The organism is Bradyrhizobium sp. 159 (assembly GCF_023073795.1).
Classification (GTDB): Bacteria; Pseudomonadota; Alphaproteobacteria; order Rhizobiales; family Xanthobacteraceae; genus Bradyrhizobium.
Genome location: NZ_JADPKE010000031.1, coordinates 50507 through 71940, shown reverse-complemented (window position 1 = coordinate 71940; position 21434 = coordinate 50507). Strand labels below are relative to the sequence as shown.

Genomic DNA, 21434 nt, shown 5'->3' with positions numbered 1-21434 from the left:
CTGATATAGCTTCCGCGCCAATGATCGCCGAATCTCCCCGCTCCCCCCTTTGCGTGCTCGCCCGGTTGGTCCCGGTGCTGGCGGTCGCGCTGCTGTGCCTCTGGACCAGCCCGGCGTCCGCCGATTTCCGCCTCTGCAACAACACATCGAGCCGGGTCGGAATCGCGCTGGGCTACAAGGACGCCGAGGGCTGGACCACCGAGGGCTGGTGGAACATCTCGTCGCGCACCTGCGAGACGCTGCTGCGGGGAACGCTGGTCGCCCGCTATTATTACATCTATGCCATCGACTACGACCGTGGCGGTGAATGGTCGGGCCAAGCCTTCATGTGCTCGCGCGACAAGGAGTTCACCATCCGCGGCACCGAGGATTGCCTGGCGCGCGGCTACGACCGCACCGGCTATTTCGAGGTCGATACCGGCGAGCAGCGGGCTTGGACGGTCCAGCTCACCGACGCCAACGAACAACCGGCGCAGCAACGCGTACCTGGCCTGCCCGGCACGGTTGGCCCGGGCGGGGTTCCCGGTTTGCCCAACAGCCCGCCCGGTGGTACGCCGCCCGCGACTGGCCTCCCGCCAGCGCCCTCGCCCCCGTCTGGAAGTAAGCAATGAGGCGCCTTCGCCGTATCAAGATTCTCGCGACCCTGGGACCTGCCTCGTCGGACCTCGCGATGATCCGCCGCCTGTTCGAGGCCGGCGCCGACCTGTTTCGCATCAACATGAGCCACACACCGCATGATAAGATGCGGGAGCTGGTGGCGACGATCCGCAACGTCGAATCGAGCTACGGCCGGCCAATCGGCATTCTGGTCGACCTCCAGGGCCCGAAGCTCAGGCTCGGCGCCTTCAGTGACGGCGCGGTCCAGCTCCAGAACGGCCAGACCTTCACCCTCGATTCCGACAAGGCGCCAGGCGATACCACGCGCGTCCACCTGCCGCATCCGGAGATCCTGGCCGCGCTCCGGCCCGGCCATGCGCTGCTGCTCGACGACGGCAAGGTGCGGCTGATCGCGGAGGAGACCACGAAGGAGCACGCGGTGACGCGTGTCGTGGTCGGCGGCAAGATGAGCGACCGCAAGGGCGTCAGCCTGCCCGACACCGACCTGCCGGTCTCGGCGATGACCCCGAAGGACCGCGCCGACCTCGAGGCGGCGCTCGTCACCGGCGTCGACTGGATCGCGCTGTCCTTCGTGCAGCGGGCTGACGACGTGCTCGAAGCCAAGAAGATGATCCGTGGCCGCGCCGCGGTGATGGCCAAGATCGAGAAGCCGCAGGCGATCGATCGCCTCGCCGACATCATCGAGGCTTCCGATGCGCTGATGGTGGCGCGCGGCGATCTCGGCGTCGAGCTACCGCTGGAGCGGGTGCCGAGCCTGCAGAAGCAGATGACGCGGATGGCGCGCCGCGCCGGCAAGCCGGTGGTGATCGCGACCCAGATGCTGGAATCGATGATCCAGTCGCCGGTGCCGACCCGGGCCGAAGTCTCCGACGTCGCCACCGCCGTTTACGAGGGTGCCGACGCCATCATGCTGTCGGCGGAATCGGCGGCCGGCAAGTTCCCGGTCGAGGCGGTCTCGACCATGAACCGCATCGGCGAGGAGGTCGAGCGCGACCCGACCTATCGGTCCGTGATCATGGCGCAGCGCCCCGCGCCGGAATCGACCGCCGGCGATGCCATCGCCGACGCCGCGCGCCAGATCGCCGAGACGCTCGACCTGCCCGCCTTGATCTGCTGGACCAGCTCGGGCTCAACCGCCGTGCGCGTCGCGCGCGAGCGGCCGAAGCCGCCGATCGTGGCGATTACACCGAACATCACGGCCGGCCGCCGCCTCGCCGTCGTCTGGGGCGTGCACTGCGTCGTGGCCGAGGATGCCCGCGACCAGGACGACATGGTCGGCCGCGCCGGCCAGATCGCGTTCCGGGACGGCTTCGTCCGGGCCGGCCAGCGCGTCATCATTGTCGCCGGCGTGCCGCTCGGCATCCCCGGCACCACCAACATGGTGCGCATCGCCTCGGTCGGCCCCGAGGGCGATGCCCATATCTGAGTCCGGCTGCTCAAACAAAAACTGCGAAAACAACCCCATGCACAGTAGAAGGCCCATTCGGCGCCCGTGCTGCGGTCTTTCGAAAAGCCCTGTTCGAGCAACGGCCTGAGCGCAATCAGGCCTCCGCCCCGATCGCGCGGCGGATTTACGCCCCAACCAGCGCCTTCGCGGTCGGCAGCAACGTCTGCTGCACCACCAGCCCCCTGGCCCGGGCGTCCATGACGCCGACCGCACGCAGCGCCAGCAGCGTCACCGTCTGCACCGCGTCGCGCATCTTGACGGGATCCTCGAGATTGTCGGGCGCGAGCGGCCCGACCAGGGCTTCATGCAGCGCGCCGAGCAGCGCGGTGGCAGCGAGCGCGGTATCCTGCGCCGGCAGATGGCCGGCGCGCACGGCGGCGTCGATCCGTGACGCAATCTCGCCGGCGATCTCGCGGCGGCTGGCAAGGCGCGAGGCACTGACATCGACATCAACGGGCTCGGCCAAGATGCCCCAGGCCAGCCTGCGCTGCGACAGCGTATGGACCGCCACGGTGGTGACCGCGGCCGCCAGCGCCGAGGACGGCCCCGGCGCGCCGTCGGCCGCCCGCCGGATGGCGGCGAGTTCGTCGCGCGAAACCTCCGCAATCAATTCGGAGATCAGCTCGGCCTTGGAGGGGAAGTAGCGGTAGACCGTCCCCGCCGCAACATTGGCCCGGAGCGCGACCGGCGCGATCTGCACAGCCGCCATCCCGCCTTCGGCCGCAGCCTCCCGCGCCGCCGCCAATATCGCACTGCGCCGGGCTGCAAGGCGCTTCACCACTTGATGCGTCCGCCGATAAACCATGGCGCGCTTCCTGTCCCCACGCGCCAGCCACGCCCCGCGGCCGAACGCTTCGTCACGTCGAAAGATGCAAATTGCCCCGCAAGGACTGAACAACTATTCAGGGTGGATGACAAGATACAAATGAGCATACGAGCGCCACGCAACTGGGCTGCAAGCAAGCAAGTAGTAGTAAAAGCATCCTTGCACCGCTGGGCCGCGGCAAGCCGGTCCAGTTTACCTCAACTTAAAGGCGATCATGTTCAGGTGCTGACGCGCTGTTGTGCGTGGTCATTCAACTCCGAGAGTGCAATGTCGATCTCCATCACGAGCAGCGTTCCCGTCCGCGGCGTTGCGCGCTGGCTCATGCCGTTCTGCATTGGCGCCATTGTCTACGTGTTCTTTCTAGGCATCGGCGACGTCATGCTGCGCGACTCCGATACGCTGTGGCAGATCAAGATCGGGCAGTGGATCCTCGAACACCGCGCACTTCCCTACAACGACATTTATTCCTTCACGCGGGCCGGCGAGGCCTGGATCTCGAGTTCCTGGCTGTCACAAGTGCTGTTCGCGCTTGTTTACGAACCATCGAACTGGTCGGGCGCAGTGATCCTGACATCGCTCGCGATCGGTGTGACTGCGGCGATTTTCGTCTACCTGCTTGAGCCCTATCTGGAACCTGCGCGCGCCTTTCTGCTCCTCACTCCGCTGCTCGCGATGTCGGTCGGCCACTTTCTCGCCCGCCCGCACATGCTGGCCTTGCCTGTCATGCTTGCCTTTGTCGGCGGGTTGCTGGCGGCCGCCGATCGGCGCACTGCGCCCTCCTGGCTGTTGCTGCTCTTGATGGCGTTGTGGGCCAATCTTCACGGCGGTTTGGTCATGGGGCTGGTCCTGATTGGCCCCATTGGCCTCGATGCAATCGTGGCCGCAGATCGCAACGACCGGTTTGCAGTGGCGGCGCGCTGGGCCTTGTTCGGACTTGCTGCGCTTGCCGCGAGCTGCTGCACGCCCTACGGCTGGGACACGCTTCTCGGCGCCACGAAAATCCTCAGCCTCGGTAAGCTGCTCTCGTTGATCTGGGAGTGGATGCCGGCCGACTTCAGCTCGTTCAGCCCGTTTGAAGCCGCCCTGCTCGGTTTGATCGCTATCGGCTATTGCAGCGGACTGACGCTGCCGTGGACCCGCATTCTTCTGCTGCTAGGCCTGACCTGGGCGGCACTCACCCACGTCAGAAACATCGAGGTCTTTGCCCTGTTGACCCCGCTCGTGGTCGCAAAGCCGTTCGCCGAACAATTGGGACTGACGAGAGCTGTGGCGCAAGAACCGCGGTTCTCCTTTACAATGACCGCAATTGCGGCGCTCGTGATCGTCGTCGCCGGCTGGAGCATCACCCGCTCCTATGCGACGCCGCACCGGTATGCTTTTATTGCCAATCAGAGTCCCGCGGCTGCGGTCGACCTGCTCGAACGGCGGCACGCGCAGCGGATCTTCAGCACCGCTCCGATCGGAGGCTATCTGATCACCCGCAACATCAAGAGCTTCATCGATGGCCGCGCCGAGCTGTATGGAGAGCAGTTTGTGCTCGACTACTTCGATGCCGTTGAGGGCAAGAACGTGGAGACTCTGCTGCGTCTGCTCGAGACCTACCGGATCGATGCGACGTTGCTGAACACCAGCATTCCCGCCGCTAGAATTATGGACCATTTGCCGGGGTGGAAGCAGCTCTATGCGGATGATATCGCCGTGGTTCACGTCCGCGATGACGCACCGGTGCAGCTACCTCCCGCGTCACGGTGAGCCAAACAAGGCCGCTGGCTCTCGCGACCTTGCGCGTAAGAAGAAAACCCTGGCGGAAGCTTGCCTTCAGCTCTCCTTCGAAGCGTCCGTCTGGGGCGGACTCTCAAGTGGTTTGCGGCGGGATATTTGAGCCGCATGGTGAGGCGCCTGCCAAGCGGGCGACTTGAACGATACACCTTAGGCGGTCGTCCGACTGCAGCTGCATCGCCCAAAAGAAAAGAGCCCCATCGGGGACGGGGCTCTCGAAATTCTTAAGTCGTCCAGTCTTACTTCAGGCTGGTCGAGATCGAGCCGAACTTGCCGTTCAGCGTGCTGCCGAGGTTGGTGACGACGGTGATGATCGCGAGCGCGATACCGGCGGCGATCAGGCCGTATTCGATGGCGGTGGCGCCGGATTCGTCTTTCACGAAACGCGAAACGAGGTTCTTCATAGACTGCTCCAAAGAGTATACGGGCTATAACTGAATCTGGTCTTCTCGGCTTCCCAGCGCCGCCCGACCATGAAACCCAACTTAGGGGCAAAGAATTTCGCCGCAGTTAATTCGACTGCGCAAACACGGAGCGGTTTGCGTGTATTGGCCGATGGTAAACCGAAATTGAAAACAACCGGTTAAATCGTCGGGAGATGAGACTGACCGGCGCCAGTTTACCCGAAGTTATCACCGCCGTGGTCCAATGCCGCCCGCTCGGACTGAAGCGCGACCAGATGAATCGTTCAGCGCGCTTCAAGTTATTGTTTCGAGCATGATCTTTCCGGAAAACTGCTACACACTTTTTGCGGATCATGCTCGGACCGACAAGAAACAACAGGACGACGAGGCGGCATGTCCCTTTCCTTTGCCAACGGCATCGCGGTGCAGGGCCGCGCACGAGCCCTGACGCCGCTCTGCGTCGGTGCCGGCGCCTATCTCTTCTTCCTCTTCGTCGGCGACACGCTGCTTCAGGACTCCGACTCGTTCTGGCAGATCAAGATCGGGCAATGGATCCTCGATCACGGCGCCGTGCCCACCACCGACTTCTATTCCTTCACGCGGACGGGCGCGCCCTGGATTTCGACGTCGTGGCTGTCGCAGGTGATGTTCGCGTTCTCCTATGCGCAATGGGGCTGGGCCGGGCCCGTGATCCTCACCGCGGTCGGGGTCGCGCTCTCGGCCGCGATCTTCGTCTATCTGCTCGACGCCCAGATCGAGGCACCGCGCGCGGTGCTGTTCGCGATGCTGGCGCTGCTGTTGTCGCTGCATCACGTGCTGGCGCGTCCGCACATCCTGGCGTTGCCCGTCATGGTGGCGTGGGTCGGCCTCTTGATGGCCGCTGCCGACCGCAGAAGCGCGCCGTCCTGGGCCTGGCTGCCGCTGATGGCGCTCTGGGCGAATTTGCACGGCGGCTTCGTGCTGGGCCTGGCGCTGATCGGCCCGATCTCGCTCGAGGCGGTCGAGCATGCCGAGAAGGGACGACGACTCCAACTGTTCCTGCGCTGGGTGCTATTCGGCATCGGCGCCCTGGTCGCGAGCTGCTGCACGCCTTACGGCTGGAAGACGTTGATGGGTGCTACCAACATCCTCAGCCTCGGCGAACTGCTGTCACTGATCTTCGAATGGATGCCGGCGAATTTCGCCACGTTCACCTCGTTCGAAGGCGCGCTGCTCGGTCTGATCGCGCTCGGTTACTATCGCGGCCTCGTGCTCTCGGCGCCAAGGATCTTCCTGATTCTGTTCCTGACCTGGAGTGCGCTGACGCATGTCCGGAGCATCGAGGCCTTTGCCTTTCTGGTGCCGCTGGTGTTGGCAAAGCCGCTCGGCGAGATGTTTTCGCGCCCGCAGATCGACGCCACTGATGGCGACCGCTGGCCGGCCCGCTACGTCACCGCGCTCGGCGCGCTGATGATCGTGGCCGCAAGCTGGAGCTCAACCTCGATCTACATGGGGCACCACCGCTTCAGCTTCACGATGACGCAGACGCCGGTGGCAGCGGTCGACCTGCTCGAACAGCGCAAGGTGCAGCGCATCTTCAACGCTTATCAGTTCGGCGGCTATCTGATCTCGCGCGACATCCCCGTCTTCGTCGACGGCCGCGCCGAGCTCTATGGCGAGAAATTCGTCATGGACTTCTTCAAGGCGACGGAGGGCAAGAAGCCGGATCTGCTGCCGCGTCTGCTCGACGAGCACAAGATCGACGCAACGCTATTGGTCGCCGATGCGCCGGGCCCGCAGATTCTCGACCAGCTCAAGGGCTGGAAGCGGATCTACACCGATGACATCGCGGTGATCCATGTGCGGGAGAATGCCGAAGGCTCGGCGGCGGTGCTGACGAAGTGAGGACGTAAGCCGATGGCGTCCGGCGCAGGTGGCTGGCTAGCCGTTACACCGCCCGTTTCCGCATGCAACCTATCGCATTGCAGAGAATTCGCGCGACAGTAGTTGCTCCAATATCTCGCAAATCGCGATGCGGGACGAACTCGACCACGTCTAATCCGACGATCGTAGACTTTGACGCAATACCTTGCAGCAGTTCAATAACGTCGAAATAGTGCAGACCGCCCGGCTGAGGGATGAGCACACCCGGGACGACTGACGGATCAAGACCGTCACAATCGATGGTGATGAGGCACTTACCGTCGTCTTCTATTTCTTCGAGAACGCTAGCGATTCCGTGACGTCGGAGCTCTCTGGCAGTGAAAATCTTCGCGCCCCATGCTTTCGCATCGTCAAGTTCACCGCGACCAGAGCCGCCAATGCCCCGCAAACCGACTTGGACGATGCGCTTCACCCAAGATAATTCGCTGGCTCGCCGCATTGTGCTGGAGAATGTATAGCCTGATCCGTCTCGCTGATCGCGCCAATCGAGATGGGCGTCAATCTGCAGGATCGTCAGATCTTTGGTCTTATGGAATGCCTCGAAGAAGGGTATCGGAACCGAATCATCACCGCCCAGCAGGATCGGGACAGCTCCGACGGAAAGTATTGCTTGTGTAGTTGCTCTGATCGCGTCTCGATTGCTCTCCGGTGTTGTTGGGTCCGTCAGCAGGTTCCCACCGTCGAGGACCTTCATGCTTGCTGATTCGAGCAACTCGGCGTCTTGATCAAAATCCCAACGGGTGAGATCGCTCTCATAATGGCGCAGGGCACGACGAATGACATCCGGCGCCTTAGCGGCATGGCTCGTCTGACCTGCAAGATGAGGCGTGGCATCTGAAGCGCCAAACAAGATCACGTCGGCAGCCGGAAGCGCGGCGGCCAAGTCGCAGGCCTCAACGCCCAAAAAAGTCGCCATGTCGGGACGCACTCCGAGTATCCCGCGATACGCTATGATCTCCAACGTAAGTTGCCCGGCTGTGTTCCCATAAGACCAGACGTCCTCGGATTTCCTGAGCTGGAGCCTGGCCGCCGCCACTTGTAATTTGAGGACCGATCGGTCTATATATCACGCATGAGCCGCCAGCCCCTAGCGCAATTGCCTCGCGGCCGCCCGCGAAGCTTCGACGTGGACGCCGCCGTCGAACGCGCGATGAACGCGTTCTGGTCGCGCGGCTATCACGCCACCGCGCTGCCGGACCTGCTTCGTGCCACAAAATTGTCGCGTGGCAGCCTTTACGCCGCGTTCGGTGACAAGCACTCGCTGTTCCTTCGCGCGCTCGATCGCTACATTGCCGATGCGGTGGCACGCATGGATGTCGAGCTCAGCCCTCGCAAGGGGCCGATCGATGGCCTGCGAACCTTTCTGGCCGGCTACGTCGAGCGCACCAGCGGTGCCAATGGCCGGCGCGGGTGCCTGCTGGTAGCCACAGCCATGGAGCTAGCCGGGCAGGATTCCGAAGTAGACCGCCGCGTCGCGGGCTTCTTTAGGGCGATGGAGGGCAGGGTGGCGAGCACACTATCCCGCGCAAAGACAGCAGGCCAGTTGGCGGAGGATGTCGATCCCTCGAGTGCCGCCAAGATTCTCGTCTGTTTCGTCGAGGGGCTGCGCGTCGTTGGCAAAACCGCGCCGGCAAGGACCACGTCGCAAGCCATCGCTGACGCTCTTCTCGATCGCTTCATCAGGTAGACGACTCTTCAGGCACGCACCGCAACTGGTGCGCCTATATTTGAACCAATCGGTCTTGAAAGAAAACGCGCCATGTCTGCCATCCAGATCGTCTGCGCGGTAGCCGTCCCCCTGCTCTGGGGCTATCAGTTCGTGGCGATCAAGGTCGGCGTCGCGGAGTTTCCGCCGCTCTTCTTCCTCGCGCTGCGCTTTCTGGCGATCGCGCTGGTGCTCGTTCCGTTCGTCAAAAGACCCATGCGCGAGCAGCTCCGTCCTATCGCGGGCATTTCGATTTTCCTTGGCGGTTTGAACTTCGGCCTCTTCTATGTCGGCCTTGGGCTCGGCTCGGGAAGTATGTCGGCCGTCGCCTATCAGCTCGCCACGCCCTTCACCGTGCTGTTGGCCTGGCCGCTGCTCAGCGAGCGGCCGTCTCTCACCACCTCCGCCGGAGTGCTGCTGGCCTTCGTCGGCGTGGTCGTGCTGGCGGCGGAGCCGGGCCTGTCCACCAATTGGCTTCCTCTGCTGCTCGTGGTCGGGGCAGCCTTGGCATTCGCGGTGTCTAACGTTCTGACGAAACGCTACGGCCCTTTTGATCCCCTGATGCTGATGGGATGGTCGTCACTGTTCACGGTGCCGCAAGTGATGTTGATGTCGCTGCTGCTCGAATATGGACAGATGGCGAGCCTCGCCACGGCGGATGGACGTGGTTGGCTGGCCCTCGCCTACACGATCTTCATCGGAGGAATCGTCGGGTTCGGCCTTTGGTTCTGGCTGATCGGGCGTTGCTCCATGGGCCGCATCGCGCCCTTCGGCCTGCTGCTTCCGGTGTTCGCCTTGATGTCGAGCGTGTTGATCCTTGGCGAGCGCATGACGCCAAAATTGATCGTCGGTGGGCTGCTCGCGATCTCCGGCGTGGCGATGACGCAGCTCAGGCGGAGCGTACGCCGCGCTTGAGCCCGGACGCCGCGTGCGGCATCGACACCTGAGTACCAGCGGGCGTCGGCTCCTCTATGCCGGTCCCAACTCGCAATGACGGGCAAGAATGTCCGCTCCCGAACGCGCGCTCGACCAAGAAAAAAACGCGGCGTTGCCGCCGCGTTTTTCGAGTCGATCTGCCGTTCGCAGCTTACGCCTGCGGCTGCGGCTCCAGGCCGGGATCCGGATCGGGGCGCGGGCGCGGCTTGCCGGCCGGAGGCACCGCGGAGGCGCGTGGCGTGGTCGGCTCGAGCACGGATTCGCGGTTCGGCTTCTTGCCCTTGAGCAGGTCGACGATCTCATCGCCAGTCAGCGTCTCGAACTCGAGCAGGCCCTTGGCAAGCGTCTCGAGGTCGGCGCGCTTCTCTGTGAGGATCCGGGTTGCTTCCTTGTAGCCTTCCTCGACCAGGCGCTTGATCTCGGAATCGATCTTCTGAACCGTCGCCTCGGAGGCGTTCTGCGTGCGCGACACCGACATGCCGAGGAACACCTCGTCCTGGTTCTCGCCGTAGGAGACGGTGCCGAGCTCTTCCGACAGGCCCCAGCGCGTCACCATCATGCGGGCAAGGCGCGTCGCCTGCTCGATGTCGGAGGCCGCACCCGAGGTCACCTTCTCGCGGCCGAAGATCAGCTCTTCGGCGACGCGGCCGCCCATCATGATGGCGAGGCGCGAGGTCATCTGCTCCAGCGACATCGACAGCTTGTCGCGCTCCGGCAGCTGCATGACCATGCCGAGCGCACGGCCACGCGGGATGATGGTCGCCTTGTGGATCGGATCGGTCGCGGGCACGTTGAGGCCGACAATGGCGTGGCCGCCCTCGTGATAGGCCGTGAGCAGCTTCTCTTCCTCGGTCATGACGAGCGACTTGCGCTCGGCGCCCATCATCACCTTGTCCTTGGCCTCCTCGAACTCGGCCTGCGTCACCATCCGCTTGTTGCGGCGGGCGGCGGTCAAGGCGGCTTCGTTGACGAGATTCATGAGGTCGGCGCCGGAGAAGCCGGGCGTGCCGCGCGCGATGGTCTTGAGATTGATGTCCGGCGCCAGCGGAACTTTACGAACATGCACCTTGAGGATCTGCTCGCGGCCGACGACGTCAGGATTGGGCACCACGACCTGGCGGTCGAAGCGGCCGGGACGCAGCAGCGCGGGATCGAGCACGTCGGGACGGTTGGTCGCGGCAATGAGGATCACGCCCTCGTTGGCCTCGAAGCCGTCCATCTCGACCAGCAGCTGGTTCAGCGTCTGCTCGCGCTCGTCATTGCCGCCGCCGAGACCGGCGCCACGGTGACGACCGACGGCGTCGATTTCGTCGATGAAGATGATGCAGGGCGCGTTCTTCTTGGCCTGCTCGAACATGTCGCGCACGCGGGAAGCACCGACGCCGACGAACATCTCGACGAAGTCGGAACCGGAAATGGTGAAGAACGGCACGTTGGCTTCACCCGCGACCGCACGCGCGATCAGGGTCTTGCCGGTGCCGGGCGGGCCGACCAGCAGCACGCCGCGGGGGATGCGGCCGCCGAGGCGCTGGAACTTGCCGGGGTCGCGCAGGAACTCGACGATCTCCTGGAGGTCCTGCTTGGCCTCGTCGACGCCGGCGACGTCCTCGAAGGTGACGCGGCCATGCGCTTCGGTCAGCATCTTCGCACGCGACTTGCCAAAACCCATCGCCTTGCCGGCACCACCCTGCATCTGCCGCGATAGGAAGATCCAGACGCCGATCAGCGCGATGAAGGGCAGCCAGGAGACCAGCAGCGAGACGAACCACGGCACGTTGTCGCCGGGCGGCTTCGCCGTGATCTGCACCTTGCTGTCATAGAGGCGCTTCACCAGCGTCGGGTCGTTCGGCGCATAGGTCTGGAAGCTGGAGCCGTTGGTGAAGGTGCCGTGGATGTCGGGACCCTGGATCACGACGTCGCGCACATTGCCGCGGTCAACCTCGCTCAGCAGCTGGGAGAAGGCGATGTCCTGCGAGGAAGCGCGCTGACCCGGATTCTGGAAGAGCGTGAACAACGCCAACAGCAGCAAGACAATGATGACCCAGAGGGCGAAATTGCGCAGATTGGCGTTCATCGATCTTCCTTCGTGGTCGCGCGGATCGCGGCCGTGATCCTTGGGCAGTTACTTTGGTCAATGCGAGGAAATCCCAAGGAATCCTCTCGGTTAGACGCATACAATTTAGGTGCCGCCCCGGTCGCTGCCAAGGGAACGAGATGGGACTATTTATCCCATCTTAGCGCGATTCCCGCTGAAATAATGGCGCCCGAGCCGGGGTTTTTCCCGCCTGGTTAAGGTCGCCTGAGGCGCAGAGCCAGACCGGCCGGTGTCATGATCCCGACCTCATGCAGCGTTCATACACAGTTCAAGCGCCCTTGCGCCGCCGCGGCGGCGCCGGCGCGATGCGGATACGCCCGCCGGCGAGGCTGATCAAGGCTCCCGCGAGCGTTTGCTTCAGAACCGGCCGGCCATTTGCGGCGGGACGGGGACCTGCGGCGATGACCCGATCGAGCACGGCCATCAGGCTTTCGACCTTGCCGAGTTCCGCCGGCCCCTCGTGCCCGAGCGCGTCGATGGCCCGCAGCAGGAGCCGCAGCCGGACCTCCTCCGGCAGGGCGGCAAATGCCGAGGCCTCGAAGCTCCGAACGCCCGCCTGCGGCGCAACGTCGCGATCCCGCAAGCGGAGGAAGCGCTCGGCGCCGTCGGCGAGCACCTCGACCGCCGCATTGGCGCGCGCCAGCCTTGACGCGAGCCGCACCAGCGTGCGGGCATCGCCGCCCTCGGCCGCGAGCTGTGGCAGCAGCGCGCGCAGCCGCGGCCGAGTGAAGGCGGTGTCGCGGTTGGAGGGGTCATCGGCAAAGCCGACCTTCGCCCGCTTCAAGGTCGCGATCAGCTGCGCCTTCGGGACGTCGAGCAGCGGACGCGCCAGCACGATGCCATCGCGCTCGCTGACACCAGCCATCGCCGAGAGCCCGGCAAGTCCGCTGCCGCGGATCATTCGCATCAACAGGGTCTCGGCCTGATCGTCGCGGGTGTGGGCGGTCAGCACATAACTTGCGCCGACGGCCCGCGCCGCCTGTGCGAGCAGACGGTAGCGGGCCTCGCGCGCCGCGGCAGGCAGTCCCGTCTTCGGCTTTGCACCGCGCCAGCGCAAAGTCCGGTGCGGCAATCCGAGCTCGGCGGCGAGACGCTTGACCTCGCGCGCCTCGCGGGCCGCTTCCGGGCGCAGGCCGTGATCGACGGTGACGACGGTGAGTTGCGGGCCGCGCGCAAGACTGCGGCGCCAGCGGGCCGCGAGCCACATCAGCGCGACCGAGTCTGGCCCGCCCGAGACCGCGAGCACCAGCGCCGGCGAAGTTTTGAGGCCGGCGAACAGTCGCCTCGCCTCACGTGCCGAGATCGGAGAATTGTCGTCGTCTGACATGACGCGGCCCAGCAATCGTCAGCGGATGATTGCGATGTTTAGCGCAGCACCATCCGCATTGTCAGGACTCAAACGCCAGGCGTCAGCACTTCACCCGCTTCTGCTCGCGATCGACCGCGGCTTTGACACCGGCCGAGGCGCGCGGATATTTGCGGCCGACCTCGCCGAGGGCGGCGCAGGCGGCCTCCTTCTCCTTCAGCGCGGCGAGCGACTGGCCGAGTCGCAGCAGGGCATCCGGCGCCTTGGCCGATTTTTCGTATTTGGTGGTGACGGCGAGGAAGGCTTCCGCGGAATCGCGATATTGCTGGCGCTGGAAGTAGCTCTCGCCGAGCCAGTATTGCGCATCGCCGAGCAGCGGGTCGCTCGGATATTTCTGCGCAAAATTCTTCATGGTCTGCTCGGCGAGCGCATAGTCCTTGCGCTGCATGTAGCCGATGCCGAGGTCGAACTCGTCGCGCGGCGTTGCCGAGGGCGGCAGCGTCGTCAGGCCAGCGCCGCCTGATGGCGCGGGATAGCCGGATTGGGCCGGCGGATAGCCGGGCTGGGCGGCCGGGGGAGCGGCCTGCTGCTGATAACGGGGGCTGGTGTTGGCAAGATCGAGCGGCTCGCCGGCACCGCGTCCGCCCGGTGCTCCTGCCGGCATAGGCTGCTGCCCACCGCCGAGCGCACGTGGCGCACCGGGCGCGGTCGGGTTCTGGTTCGGATCGAAGGCATCGCCGCGGCGGCGCGTGCCCGGTGCGCCAGGCGCCGGCTGCTCCTGAACGATCGGCGCGGGAGCCGCGATCTGCGGCTGCTCGTAATTCGGCTGCACGGCCGGTTGTTGCGGCTGCTGCTGGCGATAGCCCGGCGCGACTTGGCTGGGTGCGATCTGGGCAGGCGGCATCGCCGCGACGCTGGGCGCCTGTCCGGGCGGGGCTTGCGCGCCGCTTTCGAGCGCCCGCAGCCGCTCCTCGAGCTGGCGGTTGCGATATTGCAGCTGCTCGTTCTGGCCGGTGAGCTGGCGCAGCTGGTTCTCCAGCCGCTCGATCCGCATCTCGGGGTCGGCATCATCCGACTGCGCGAAGACCGACTGCGCAAGTGCGGGCGAGCACAAAGAGAGCAGCGCGGCAATCGCCGCGGTGCCGGTAAAGACCTTAAATCTGGATGACATCTTGCCCTGACGACAAAAGCGAAATGGCCTGCAACGGAACATTCGACGCGCCACACATTGAAGTGGAGTACGCCAAAAATGTGACTGGTACCAAGGGGTTTCCGTCACAGAATGCTGAAACGAAACCGGCGCCCGAGAGGGCGCCGGCATAATCGAGTTCTGAAGCTGAACGGCACCTGACTGAAGCGTCAGGAGCTCGCGTTCAAGACGGTGACGGCGCGCCGGTTCTGCGACCAGCAGGAGATGTCGTTACAGACGGCCACCGGCCGCTCCTTGCCGTAGGAGATCGTGCGCATGCGGTTCGGATCGATGCCGCGTGAGGTGAGGAACGAACGCACCGACTGGGCTCTCCGGGCGCCGAGCGCGATGTTGTATTCGCGGGTGCCGCGCTCGTCGGCATGACCTTCGATGGTGAAGCTGTAGCGCGGATAGGTCTGCAGCCACTGCGCCTGCTTCTCCAGGGTCACGATCGCCTGCGGGGTCAGATCGGTCTGGTCGCTCTCGAAGAACACGCGGTCACCCACGTTGACGACGAAGTCCTGCTGGCTGCCCGGCGTCGCCGCGTTGGCCATCGCATCCGTCGCAGCATTCTTGTTGGCGCAGGCGCCCATCGACAGCGCGACAGCAAGCACCGCGACCAGCTTCAATCCCTGGAGGATACGCATAGGATGTTTCATTCCGGAGCCTCCACGCTCGCGTTAGTCCACTGCTGTCCGGTCTACAGGGGGTTGGTTAAGCGAACGTTCCGTCAACCTTGACGGAACCTTGCCTCAGCCAGTCAAATGCCCCCAACCAGCGAAAAGCACCCGTCATGGTTAATGGGTTGTAAATGTGGCGCAAGGGTGAAGGCAAGCGGTGCTTATGACCAGAACGCGCGCTTGCACCAGGATAGAACCCCCGCTGCCAGCGCCTGAAAACACATGAACCACAAACGAGGCGGAGGGATCAGGCCTGGGCGGCCACAGCGCCGGCAACAAGAACCGGCCTGGGTGCGGCGATCCGGTGGGTGCCCCGTTCAAATAGCATCCGCCGCTCAAACGCGCTCGAGCGCATGATCGGGAAACGCGTCAGGATCTTTTCCCGGACCTTGGGATAATTCGAGGCCATCAGGACGGCTTTCTTCGTCGGCCAGCCCGGAAATGAACGCGGCTCAGTGAGAGTCTCGGACAGGAACACGCGGCGGTAGAACGCCTGATGATCGGTCCGCACCATCGAAAGTCCGACATCGGCATTGAAATGCTCGCAAGCTACGAAAGGCAGCCGCACCGTCAGATAGGGCAGTTCAGGGAACCGCTGCTGCATTTCGGGATCGGCAACAAATCGACACGGATCGACAAAAACCTCGCCCCGGTCCAGGCGAGGATGCAGGACGTCGCCGAACACCTCCGTGGTGTAGGACATCCGCCATTCGGAGGTCAGAACGTGGATGCGCACGGCAGCGCAAAGCTCGTCTGCGACGTAGACGCCGAAATTCCAAACGTTGGGCGCGCTATCAAAACGGTCAGTTACTCGCTGGGACTCGGACGGTGGGATCAGTCCTGCTTGCAGATAGGCGCGGTAGCGCATCCGATACAGGGTTTCATTGTCCTCCGGCGTTTCGAGGAGGCGATAGTCGATGCGATCGAACAGCGCGGCTCCGCGCGGAAGGAGCGCCGTCTGCGGTTCGGCCCCGGACTTCATCTGCAATCTCTACGCTCCGAACAACCTCTGCGAGTAGGTAGAGATTAATGGTTCATTAACGGAATTGCAAAGACTTGAATCGGTTACGGTTAACCCCGTACGACTACGGTGATGCTGAACGAGCGGAAACGAAGGGATATTGAGAACTGGAAGTCAGGCGATCGATCGCGATACGGCGACCACCTGATCCTTGCCGCCGCGAATGCCGTGCGAGGCATTGAGCAATTGGCGCACCCGCACCGCCGGTACCGGCCGGCTGAACAGATAACCCTGTCCCTCGGTCACCGTACCGTCGGCACTGATCAGTTCGAGCTGCTCGTTGGTCTCGATTCCCTCGACCACGACGGACATGCCAAGGTCCGCCGACAGTCTTGCCACGCCGCGCAAAAGCGTCAGCGGCCGGTCGGCGTCGATGCCCTCCAGGAAGGAGCGGTCGATCTTCACCTTCTGCATCGGGAAATTGTGCAGATAGCTGAGGCTGGAGTAGCCGGTACCGAAATCGTCGAGCGAGATGCGCACGCCGAGCGCATGCAGTTGCGACAGGATGTCGTGCGTGAGCTGGGTGTTGCGCAGCAGCGAGGACTCGGTGATCTCGATCTCCAGCCGATGCGCCGGCAGGCCCGACACTTCGAGCGCGTAGCGGATTTCGCTCAGCACGTCCCGCTGGTGGAATTGCTGCGGCGAGAAGTTGACGGCGACGCTGACGCCCTCCGGCCACTTCGCGCATTCCATGCAGGCGCGGCGCAGGATCCAGCGGCCGAGATCGACGATCAGGCCCATGTCTTCGGCAACCGGGATGATGTCGACCGGCGAGACCGTGCCGCGCACCGGATGATTCCAGCGCAGCAGCGCCTCGCAGGTGGTGATCTTGCCGGATTTCAGATTGACCAGCGGCTGATAGAACAGCTCGAACTCCTCGTGAGCGAGCGCCTTGCGCAGGTCGAGCTCGAGGATGCGGCGGGCCTCGACGGTCGCCGCCATCTCGTCGCGGAAGAAGCAGAAGGTGCCGCGGCCGTCGGCCTTGGCGCGGTACAGCGCCATATCGGCGTTCTTGAGCAGCGTATCGGCGCTGGTGCCATCCGGCGAGGTCAGTGCGATGCCGACGCTGGCGCCGATCTCGACCAGATGGTTGTCGATGCGATAGCGCTCGCTCAGCCGCTCGACGATACGGCGGGCCAGCGCAGCTGCGTCCTCGGGCGAGGAGAGGTTCTGCTGGAACACGACGAACTCGTCGCCGCCGAAACGGGCGACGAAATCCTCGGGGCGCAGCATCTCGCGCAGACGGTTGGCCACCGCGCACAGGAGCTGGTCACCGCAGGGATGGCCCAGCGTATCGTTGACTTGCTTGAACTGGTCAAGATCAACGAACAGCAGAGCGGATAGACGCGCTGAATTCCGCGCGACGGCGAGCAACCGCTCGATCTCGTCGCGAAAATTGACACGGTTCGGCAGCGCTGTGAGGTCATCGTAGCGAGCCAGATGGCTGATCCTGGCCTCGGCGTTGCGCCGCTCGGTGATGTCCTCGAGCAGTACCACCGCGCCGCCATCAGCCATCGGCTGGACGGTCCATGACAGCGAACGGTTCCTTCGCGGATCGGGGTCGGTGGTGATGATTTCCTTCGCCTGCGCGGTTTCGATGTCGGCAATAATCAGGTCGCCGCTCGCGGCCGATATCGATCCCGCTTCGACGCATGCGGCGACGACGCCGCGCACGCTCGTGCCGTTCTGGGCGAGATTGTCGGGCAGGTCCATCATCGCGCCAAAGCGGTGGTTCATCACCGCGAGTTGGCCGTCGATGCGAAACATGCAGAGTCCGTGCGGCATGTTGTTGAGGGCCGTGTCGAACTGGCCGGCGAGCGCAGCCTCGCGCTCGCGTGCGATAACCGCGCGCAGAAATATCTTGTGCAGATTGCCGGAGAGCCGCATGACCGAGAGCAGGAACGCGGCGCACACGACGGACATTGCCACGTAATAGGGCGTGCCGCGCAGCGCCAGCGCGACCACAGCCGGGCCGAATATCAAGGTGGCTTGCAGACGAAATATCGACTGCCGTCCGTAAGCTCTCCCCGCTCCTCCGGCCACGATTCCGGTGGTGACCGAGAGGGCAATCATGTGAGCGATGGCGTCGTCATTGCTCAGCAGGGTCGTGGAGCACCATAGACCAATCACGACGGCCTGGATGAGCGCTCCGACTTGGTAGCGCATTTGCAGATTTGCCGCTTGTTCCGCGCTCAGGACCGATTTTCGGGCCTGGTACCGGCTCAAATCGAAGGCCCGTATAGCTCCTGCGAGAATGAGAAGAGGAACAAATCCCCAAATCAGCGTCTGTCCCGTCTTCAGCGCCGTCAAGGATGCCGCGAACGCCGAGAAGATGATGCCGGTAAGCACCGTGCCAGGAGCCTCGAACAGCGAATCGGTCAGCGCCGCCGAAATCGTCGGCGAGGCCTGCTCCTCAGGTTCTCCGCTCTGGCTTGCGAACTGCATTTGTATCTGTACGCGCGTCCTGTTTGGCGCGTAGTTTTACTCAACCCAGATGAAGCCTTTCTGAGGGAACATCGTTAAAGTGGAGTTGTTTTTCGGCAATGGCGAACCTATTTCTGCTGATATTTCAAGCTACTAGGCAAGCCTTGCCGAGCGCAAGGTGAAGGAAAGCTTGCTTTCCTCAGCGAAGCCGAAAAAATCTGCCCGCATTTTCGACAACGTTGCGCGTCTGACCGCGTAACTCTTTATTGGCCCGCCGTCGAAGACAATAGCGGCGACCACGCCGGGTCTGAGGCGAAGCCTGGCGTCGGCACCTTCAGCTCGTTGCGCCCCGAAATGTCGACGCTGTACAGCGACGGTCCGCTGTTGCCGCCGGGGTCGCGAAAGAACATCAGCACGCGGCCGTTCGGCGAGAAGGTCGGGCCTTCGTTGTGGAAGCCGGAGGTGAGCAGCCGCTCGCCGGAGCCGTCCGGCTTCATGACGCCAATCGCGAACTGCCCGCCGCCTTGCCTGGTGAAGGCGATGTAATCGCCCTTCGGCGACCACACGGGTGTCGAATAGCTGGCGTTGGTGTCGTCCTTGGAGAAGGAGATGCGCTGCGCCTGCCCACCGCCCGCCGCCATCACATAGATCTGCGACCTGCCGCCGCGATCGGATTCGAAGCAGATCCGGCTGCCATCTGGAGAATAAGAAGGAGAAGTGTCGATCGCCGGCGTGTCGGTGAGGCGCGTGGTCGAGCGCGAGCGCAGATCCATCACGAACAGGTTGGAATTGCCGCCCTGCTGCAGGCTCATGATGACGCGCTGGCCGTCCGGCGAGAAGCGCGGCGCAAAGGTCATGCCGGGGAAATTGCCGACGATCTCGCGCTGGCCGGTCTCGATGTTGAAGAGATAGACCTTCGGATCGCCCTGGCCGAACTCCATGTAGGTGATCTCTTGCGAGTTGGGCGAGAACCGCGGCGTCAGCACGAGGTCGGAGCCGCGGGTCAGGTAGCGGACATTGGCGCCGTCCTGATCCATCATCGCAAGTCGCTTGACGCGGCGCTCCTTCGGCCCGGTTTCGTCCACGAACACCACGCGGCTGTCGAAATAGCCCTTCTCGCCAGTCATCCGCTCGTAGATCTGATCGGAGATGATGTGGGCGATGCGGCGCCAATATTCCGGCGAGGTGAAATATTGCTGGCCGGCGAGCTGTTGGCCGGAGACGACGTCCCACAGGCGGAATTCGGCCTTGAGCCTTCCGTCGGGCTGCCGCGTCATGCGGCCGGTGACGAGGGCCTGCGCGTTGATGGTCTTCCAGTTCTGGAATTGCGGCGCGACGTCGATGTTGCTGATGCGCTCGATGAAGGCGGCCTGGTCGATCGGCGCGAACAGCCCCGAGCGCTTCAGGTTGTTGGTGATCACCTGCGTGACGCCGTTGCCGACGTCGCCGTCGGCGGGCGAGCCCGGCACGAAGTTGGTGATCGCGATCGGGATCGGCTGGAACGCCGTGGGATCGATGCGAAGGCGGGGCTCCTGGCCCTGCGCGCAGGCCCGGCCGCCCCCGAGCATCGCGAGCGTCGATCCGGTCAGGGTCATGAAGCGGCGGCGGTTCATCGATCGGACGTCATTCATTGCAAAATTCTTTTGTTCGGATGTCACAACATATCTTTCAGGCCGAAAGTCATGGGAATGAGCTTCCAGCTCTCGTACTGCTGCTTCGGCATGAACGAGTAGACCTGACACTGCACGATGGCGCGCTTGGCGCTCTCCGCCACCGCCTGGGCGATCGACCGCGACGGTCCCCTCACCGCGACGACGATCGGCTCGGAGGCGAGCGATCCATCGATCTTCATGGGAATGTCGATGTCGGCCTCATACTGCTCGGCATCCTGCCCGTTATAGGTCGGCGTGAAGCAGCGCTTGACTGCGCCTTGGAATGCACCACGCCAGGTCGCGACGTTGTTGGCGGCCGTCCCCGTCGCCGCTCCTAGCGAGGCCGACGCGTTCAACGTCGAGCCGGCGAGCTCGTGCCGGGTGGCAGCGCGCTTGTCGAGGTCGCGCTGGATCTGGGCGGGATCGAAGGTGCGCTCCTTGGGCTTCGGCTGCTGCTGCGGCTGCACCGCCGCGACCTTTTGCTCAACCGGCTTTGGCGGCGGCTTCTTGGTCTCCAGCTTCTTCTGGAGCTCGGCGATCGGATCTTCCTTGGCCGGATCAGGCTTCTTTTCCTGCGGCTTCGGCTCTTCCTTCGGCTTTGCCTCGGCAACGGGCTTCGGCGGCTCGGGCTTCTTTTCGACCGGCTTCTCGACGGGTTTTGGCGGCGGCTCGGGCGTCGAGTTGGTCTTGATCAGCTCTTTCTTCTCGGTGACCTTGCCGACAGCGTCTTCCTCGGGCTTGGGCTCCGCGATCTTCTCCACCTTCGGCTTCGGCTTGTCCTTGTCGCCGGTCTTCTGCCCTGCCATCATCTTCGCGAGCTGATCCGAGGAGATGATGTCGATCGGAAGCGACTCTTCCGGCGCCACATAGGCCTTGCTGCTAAAGGTGACGAGCCCCCATCCCAGCACAAGGACGTGGAGAGCAATCGACGCAACGAGTGTCTTGTCGACCTTCACCTTCACGGCCTACCCCTGATCCGCTTCCGTGACGAGCGCCAGCTTCTTGAAGCCCGCGCCGGATAACAGGCCCATCACCCTGGCAACCGTTCCGTAATCGGCCTTCTTGTCGGCGCGCAGATAGATGCGTTCCTCGAGCCCTCCGCGGGCGTCCGTGATCGCCTTGAGCTTCGGCACCAGCTCGTTGATCGCGATCTCGGCGTCGTTGATGAACACCTTGCCCTTGATGTCGACTGACATCTGGATCGGCTTCTGGTCGTTCTGCTCGAGGCTTTTCGCCTGGGTCTGCGGCAGATCGAGCGGCACGCCGACGGTGAGCAGTGGTGCCGACACCATGAAGATGATGAGCAGCACCAGCATGACGTCGACCATGGGAGTGACGTTGATCTCGGCCATGACCGGCTTGCGCCGGCTGCGGCGCCCGCCGCCTCCGGACGAACTCGCGACGTTCATGCCCATGGTCTGGTGCCCAA

Annotated in this window: 18 protein-coding genes; 6 read left to right on the top strand and 12 right to left on the bottom strand. The window is 63.9% G+C overall.

All coding sequences use genetic code 11. The features are described 5' to 3' along the window. The first annotated feature begins 20 nt into the window (after nt 1–20). Together IVA96_RS06570 and pyk are read left to right on the top strand one after the other, a co-directional pair. On the top strand, nt 21–611 hold the full coding sequence (locus IVA96_RS06570) for a DUF1036 domain-containing protein (protein WP_247280188.1): 591 nt from the start codon (nt 21–23) through the stop codon (nt 609–611). Beyond that, nucleotides 608–2044 (top strand): pyruvate kinase, encoded by a 1437-nt coding sequence (gene pyk / locus IVA96_RS06565; protein ID WP_247280189.1) that lies wholly within the window; start codon nt 608–610, stop codon nt 2042–2044. The genes IVA96_RS06570 and pyk overlap by 4 nt, the downstream gene beginning before the upstream one ends. Nucleotides 2045–2189: 145 nt before the next feature. Here the strand turns inward: pyk and IVA96_RS06560 are convergent, their stop codons facing one another. After that, nucleotides 2190–2870, bottom strand: coding sequence for a TetR/AcrR family transcriptional regulator (locus IVA96_RS06560; protein WP_247416228.1), 681 nt, complete (start codon nt 2868–2870; stop codon nt 2190–2192). A gap of 120 nt (nt 2871–2990) precedes the next feature. On the opposite strand from IVA96_RS06560, the gene IVA96_RS06555 reads away from it, so the two are divergent. Further along, the gene (locus tag IVA96_RS06555) at nt 2991–4643 is read left to right on the top strand and encodes a hypothetical protein (protein ID WP_346347885.1); all 1653 of its coding nucleotides are present in this window, start codon (nt 2991–2993) and stop codon (nt 4641–4643) included. Between the two features lie 266 nt (nt 4644–4909). Here the strand turns inward: IVA96_RS06555 and IVA96_RS06550 are convergent, their stop codons facing one another. Next, nucleotides 4910–5074, bottom strand: coding sequence for a Flp family type IVb pilin (locus tag IVA96_RS06550; protein WP_247280192.1), 165 nt, complete (start codon nt 5072–5074; stop codon nt 4910–4912). A gap of 393 nt (nt 5075–5467) precedes the next feature. Between IVA96_RS06550 and IVA96_RS06545 the strand changes: the two genes are divergently transcribed. Then, the gene (locus IVA96_RS06545) at nt 5468–6958 is read left to right on the top strand and encodes a hypothetical protein (RefSeq protein WP_247416227.1); all 1491 of its coding nucleotides are present in this window, start codon (nt 5468–5470) and stop codon (nt 6956–6958) included. A 43-nt stretch (nt 6959–7001) separates the two neighbouring features. On the opposite strand, the gene IVA96_RS06540 is transcribed toward IVA96_RS06545, so the two are convergent. Further along, a complete protein-coding gene (locus IVA96_RS06540) occupies nt 7002–7913 on the bottom strand; it encodes an arginase family protein (RefSeq protein ID WP_247416226.1) in 912 nt (303 codons plus the stop codon). A gap of 156 nt (nt 7914–8069) precedes the next feature. On the opposite strand from IVA96_RS06540, the gene IVA96_RS06535 reads away from it, so the two are divergent. Beyond that, complete coding sequence (locus IVA96_RS06535) at nt 8070–8684, top strand: TetR/AcrR family transcriptional regulator (RefSeq protein WP_247416225.1); 615 nt, start codon at nt 8070–8072, stop codon at nt 8682–8684. 72 nt (nt 8685–8756) lie between these two features. Further along, a complete protein-coding gene (locus IVA96_RS06530) occupies nt 8757–9617 on the top strand; it encodes an EamA family transporter (protein WP_247416223.1) in 861 nt (286 codons plus the stop codon). Between the two features lie 172 nt (nt 9618–9789). On the opposite strand, the gene ftsH is transcribed toward IVA96_RS06530, so the two are convergent. The 9 genes from ftsH to tolR all read right to left on the bottom strand — a co-directional run bounded on the left by ftsH (nt 9790) and on the right by tolR (nt 21420). Further along, nucleotides 9790–11712 carry an ATP-dependent zinc metalloprotease FtsH gene (gene ftsH / locus IVA96_RS06525; RefSeq protein WP_035998585.1) on the bottom strand — a complete coding sequence of 641 codons (1923 nt, stop codon included), beginning with the start codon at nt 11710–11712 and terminating at the stop codon, nt 9790–9792. Between the two features lie 289 nt (nt 11713–12001). After that, nucleotides 12002–13060, bottom strand: a complete 1059-nt coding sequence (tilS, locus tag IVA96_RS06520; RefSeq protein WP_247416221.1) for a tRNA lysidine(34) synthetase TilS — start codon at nt 13058–13060, stop codon at nt 12002–12004. An 82-nt stretch (nt 13061–13142) separates the two neighbouring features. Next, nucleotides 13143–14210 carry a tol-pal system protein YbgF gene (gene ybgF, locus IVA96_RS06515; RefSeq protein ID WP_247280197.1) on the bottom strand — a complete coding sequence of 356 codons (1068 nt, stop codon included), beginning with the start codon at nt 14208–14210 and terminating at the stop codon, nt 13143–13145. 188 nt (nt 14211–14398) lie between these two features. Continuing rightward, entirely contained in the window at nt 14399–14887 is a 489-nt protein-coding gene (gene pal / locus IVA96_RS06510; RefSeq protein ID WP_247416220.1) for a peptidoglycan-associated lipoprotein Pal, read from the bottom strand. A 268-nt stretch (nt 14888–15155) separates the two neighbouring features. Further along, nucleotides 15156–15890 carry a hypothetical protein gene (locus IVA96_RS06505; RefSeq protein WP_247280278.1) on the bottom strand — a complete coding sequence of 245 codons (735 nt, stop codon included), beginning with the start codon at nt 15888–15890 and terminating at the stop codon, nt 15156–15158. A 153-nt stretch (nt 15891–16043) separates the two neighbouring features. Beyond that, on the bottom strand, nt 16044–18374 hold the full coding sequence (locus IVA96_RS06500) for an EAL domain-containing protein (protein ID WP_247280198.1): 2331 nt from the start codon (nt 18372–18374) through the stop codon (nt 16044–16046). A 242-nt stretch (nt 18375–18616) separates the two neighbouring features. Beyond that, nucleotides 18617–19984 (bottom strand): Tol-Pal system beta propeller repeat protein TolB, encoded by a 1368-nt coding sequence (tolB, locus tag IVA96_RS06495; protein ID WP_247280199.1) that lies wholly within the window; start codon nt 19982–19984, stop codon nt 18617–18619. A gap of 23 nt (nt 19985–20007) precedes the next feature. Then, a complete protein-coding gene (locus tag IVA96_RS06490) occupies nt 20008–20967 on the bottom strand; it encodes a protein TolA (RefSeq protein WP_247280200.1) in 960 nt (319 codons plus the stop codon). 3 nt (nt 20968–20970) lie between these two features. Further along, the gene (gene tolR / locus IVA96_RS06485) at nt 20971–21420 is read right to left on the bottom strand and encodes a protein TolR (RefSeq protein ID WP_028173005.1); all 450 of its coding nucleotides are present in this window, start codon (nt 21418–21420) and stop codon (nt 20971–20973) included. Nucleotides 21421–21434: the final 14 nt, after the last annotated feature.

What these genes read in the sequence shown, in the direction of transcription:
- IVA96_RS06570 (WP_247280188.1), top strand. Translation starts at nt 21, where the DNA reads ATGATCGCCGAATCTCCCCGCTCCCCCCTTTGCGTGCTCGCCCGGTTG.
- pyk (WP_247280189.1), top strand. Translation starts at nt 608, where the DNA reads ATGAGGCGCCTTCGCCGTATCAAGATTCTCGCGACCCTGGGACCTGCC.
- IVA96_RS06560 (WP_247416228.1), bottom strand. Translation starts at nt 2,870, where the DNA reads ATGGTTTATCGGCGGACGCATCAAGTGGTGAAGCGCCTTGCAGCCCGG.
- IVA96_RS06555 (WP_346347885.1), top strand. Translation starts at nt 2,991, where the DNA reads ATGAGCATACGAGCGCCACGCAACTGGGCTGCAAGCAAGCAAGTAGTA.
- IVA96_RS06550 (WP_247280192.1), bottom strand. Translation starts at nt 5,074, where the DNA reads ATGAAGAACCTCGTTTCGCGTTTCGTGAAAGACGAATCCGGCGCCACC.
- IVA96_RS06545 (WP_247416227.1), top strand. Translation starts at nt 5,468, where the DNA reads ATGTCCCTTTCCTTTGCCAACGGCATCGCGGTGCAGGGCCGCGCACGA.
- IVA96_RS06540 (WP_247416226.1), bottom strand. Translation starts at nt 7,913, where the DNA reads ATGGCGACTTTTTTGGGCGTTGAGGCCTGCGACTTGGCCGCCGCGCTT.
- IVA96_RS06535 (WP_247416225.1), top strand. Translation starts at nt 8,070, where the DNA reads ATGAGCCGCCAGCCCCTAGCGCAATTGCCTCGCGGCCGCCCGCGAAGC.
- IVA96_RS06530 (WP_247416223.1), top strand. Translation starts at nt 8,757, where the DNA reads ATGTCTGCCATCCAGATCGTCTGCGCGGTAGCCGTCCCCCTGCTCTGG.
- ftsH (WP_035998585.1), bottom strand. Translation starts at nt 11,712, where the DNA reads ATGAACGCCAATCTGCGCAATTTCGCCCTCTGGGTCATCATTGTCTTG.
- tilS (WP_247416221.1), bottom strand. Translation starts at nt 13,060, where the DNA reads ATGTCAGACGACGACAATTCTCCGATCTCGGCACGTGAGGCGAGGCGA.
- ybgF (WP_247280197.1), bottom strand. Translation starts at nt 14,210, where the DNA reads ATGTCATCCAGATTTAAGGTCTTTACCGGCACCGCGGCGATTGCCGCG.
- pal (WP_247416220.1), bottom strand. Translation starts at nt 14,887, where the DNA reads ATGAAACATCCTATGCGTATCCTCCAGGGATTGAAGCTGGTCGCGGTG.
- IVA96_RS06505 (WP_247280278.1), bottom strand. Translation starts at nt 15,890, where the DNA reads ATGAAGTCCGGGGCCGAACCGCAGACGGCGCTCCTTCCGCGCGGAGCC.
- IVA96_RS06500 (WP_247280198.1), bottom strand. Translation starts at nt 18,374, where the DNA reads ATGCAGTTCGCAAGCCAGAGCGGAGAACCTGAGGAGCAGGCCTCGCCG.
- tolB (WP_247280199.1), bottom strand. Translation starts at nt 19,984, where the DNA reads ATGAATGACGTCCGATCGATGAACCGCCGCCGCTTCATGACCCTGACC.
- tolR (WP_028173005.1), bottom strand. Translation starts at nt 21,420, where the DNA reads ATGGGCATGAACGTCGCGAGTTCGTCCGGAGGCGGCGGGCGCCGCAGC.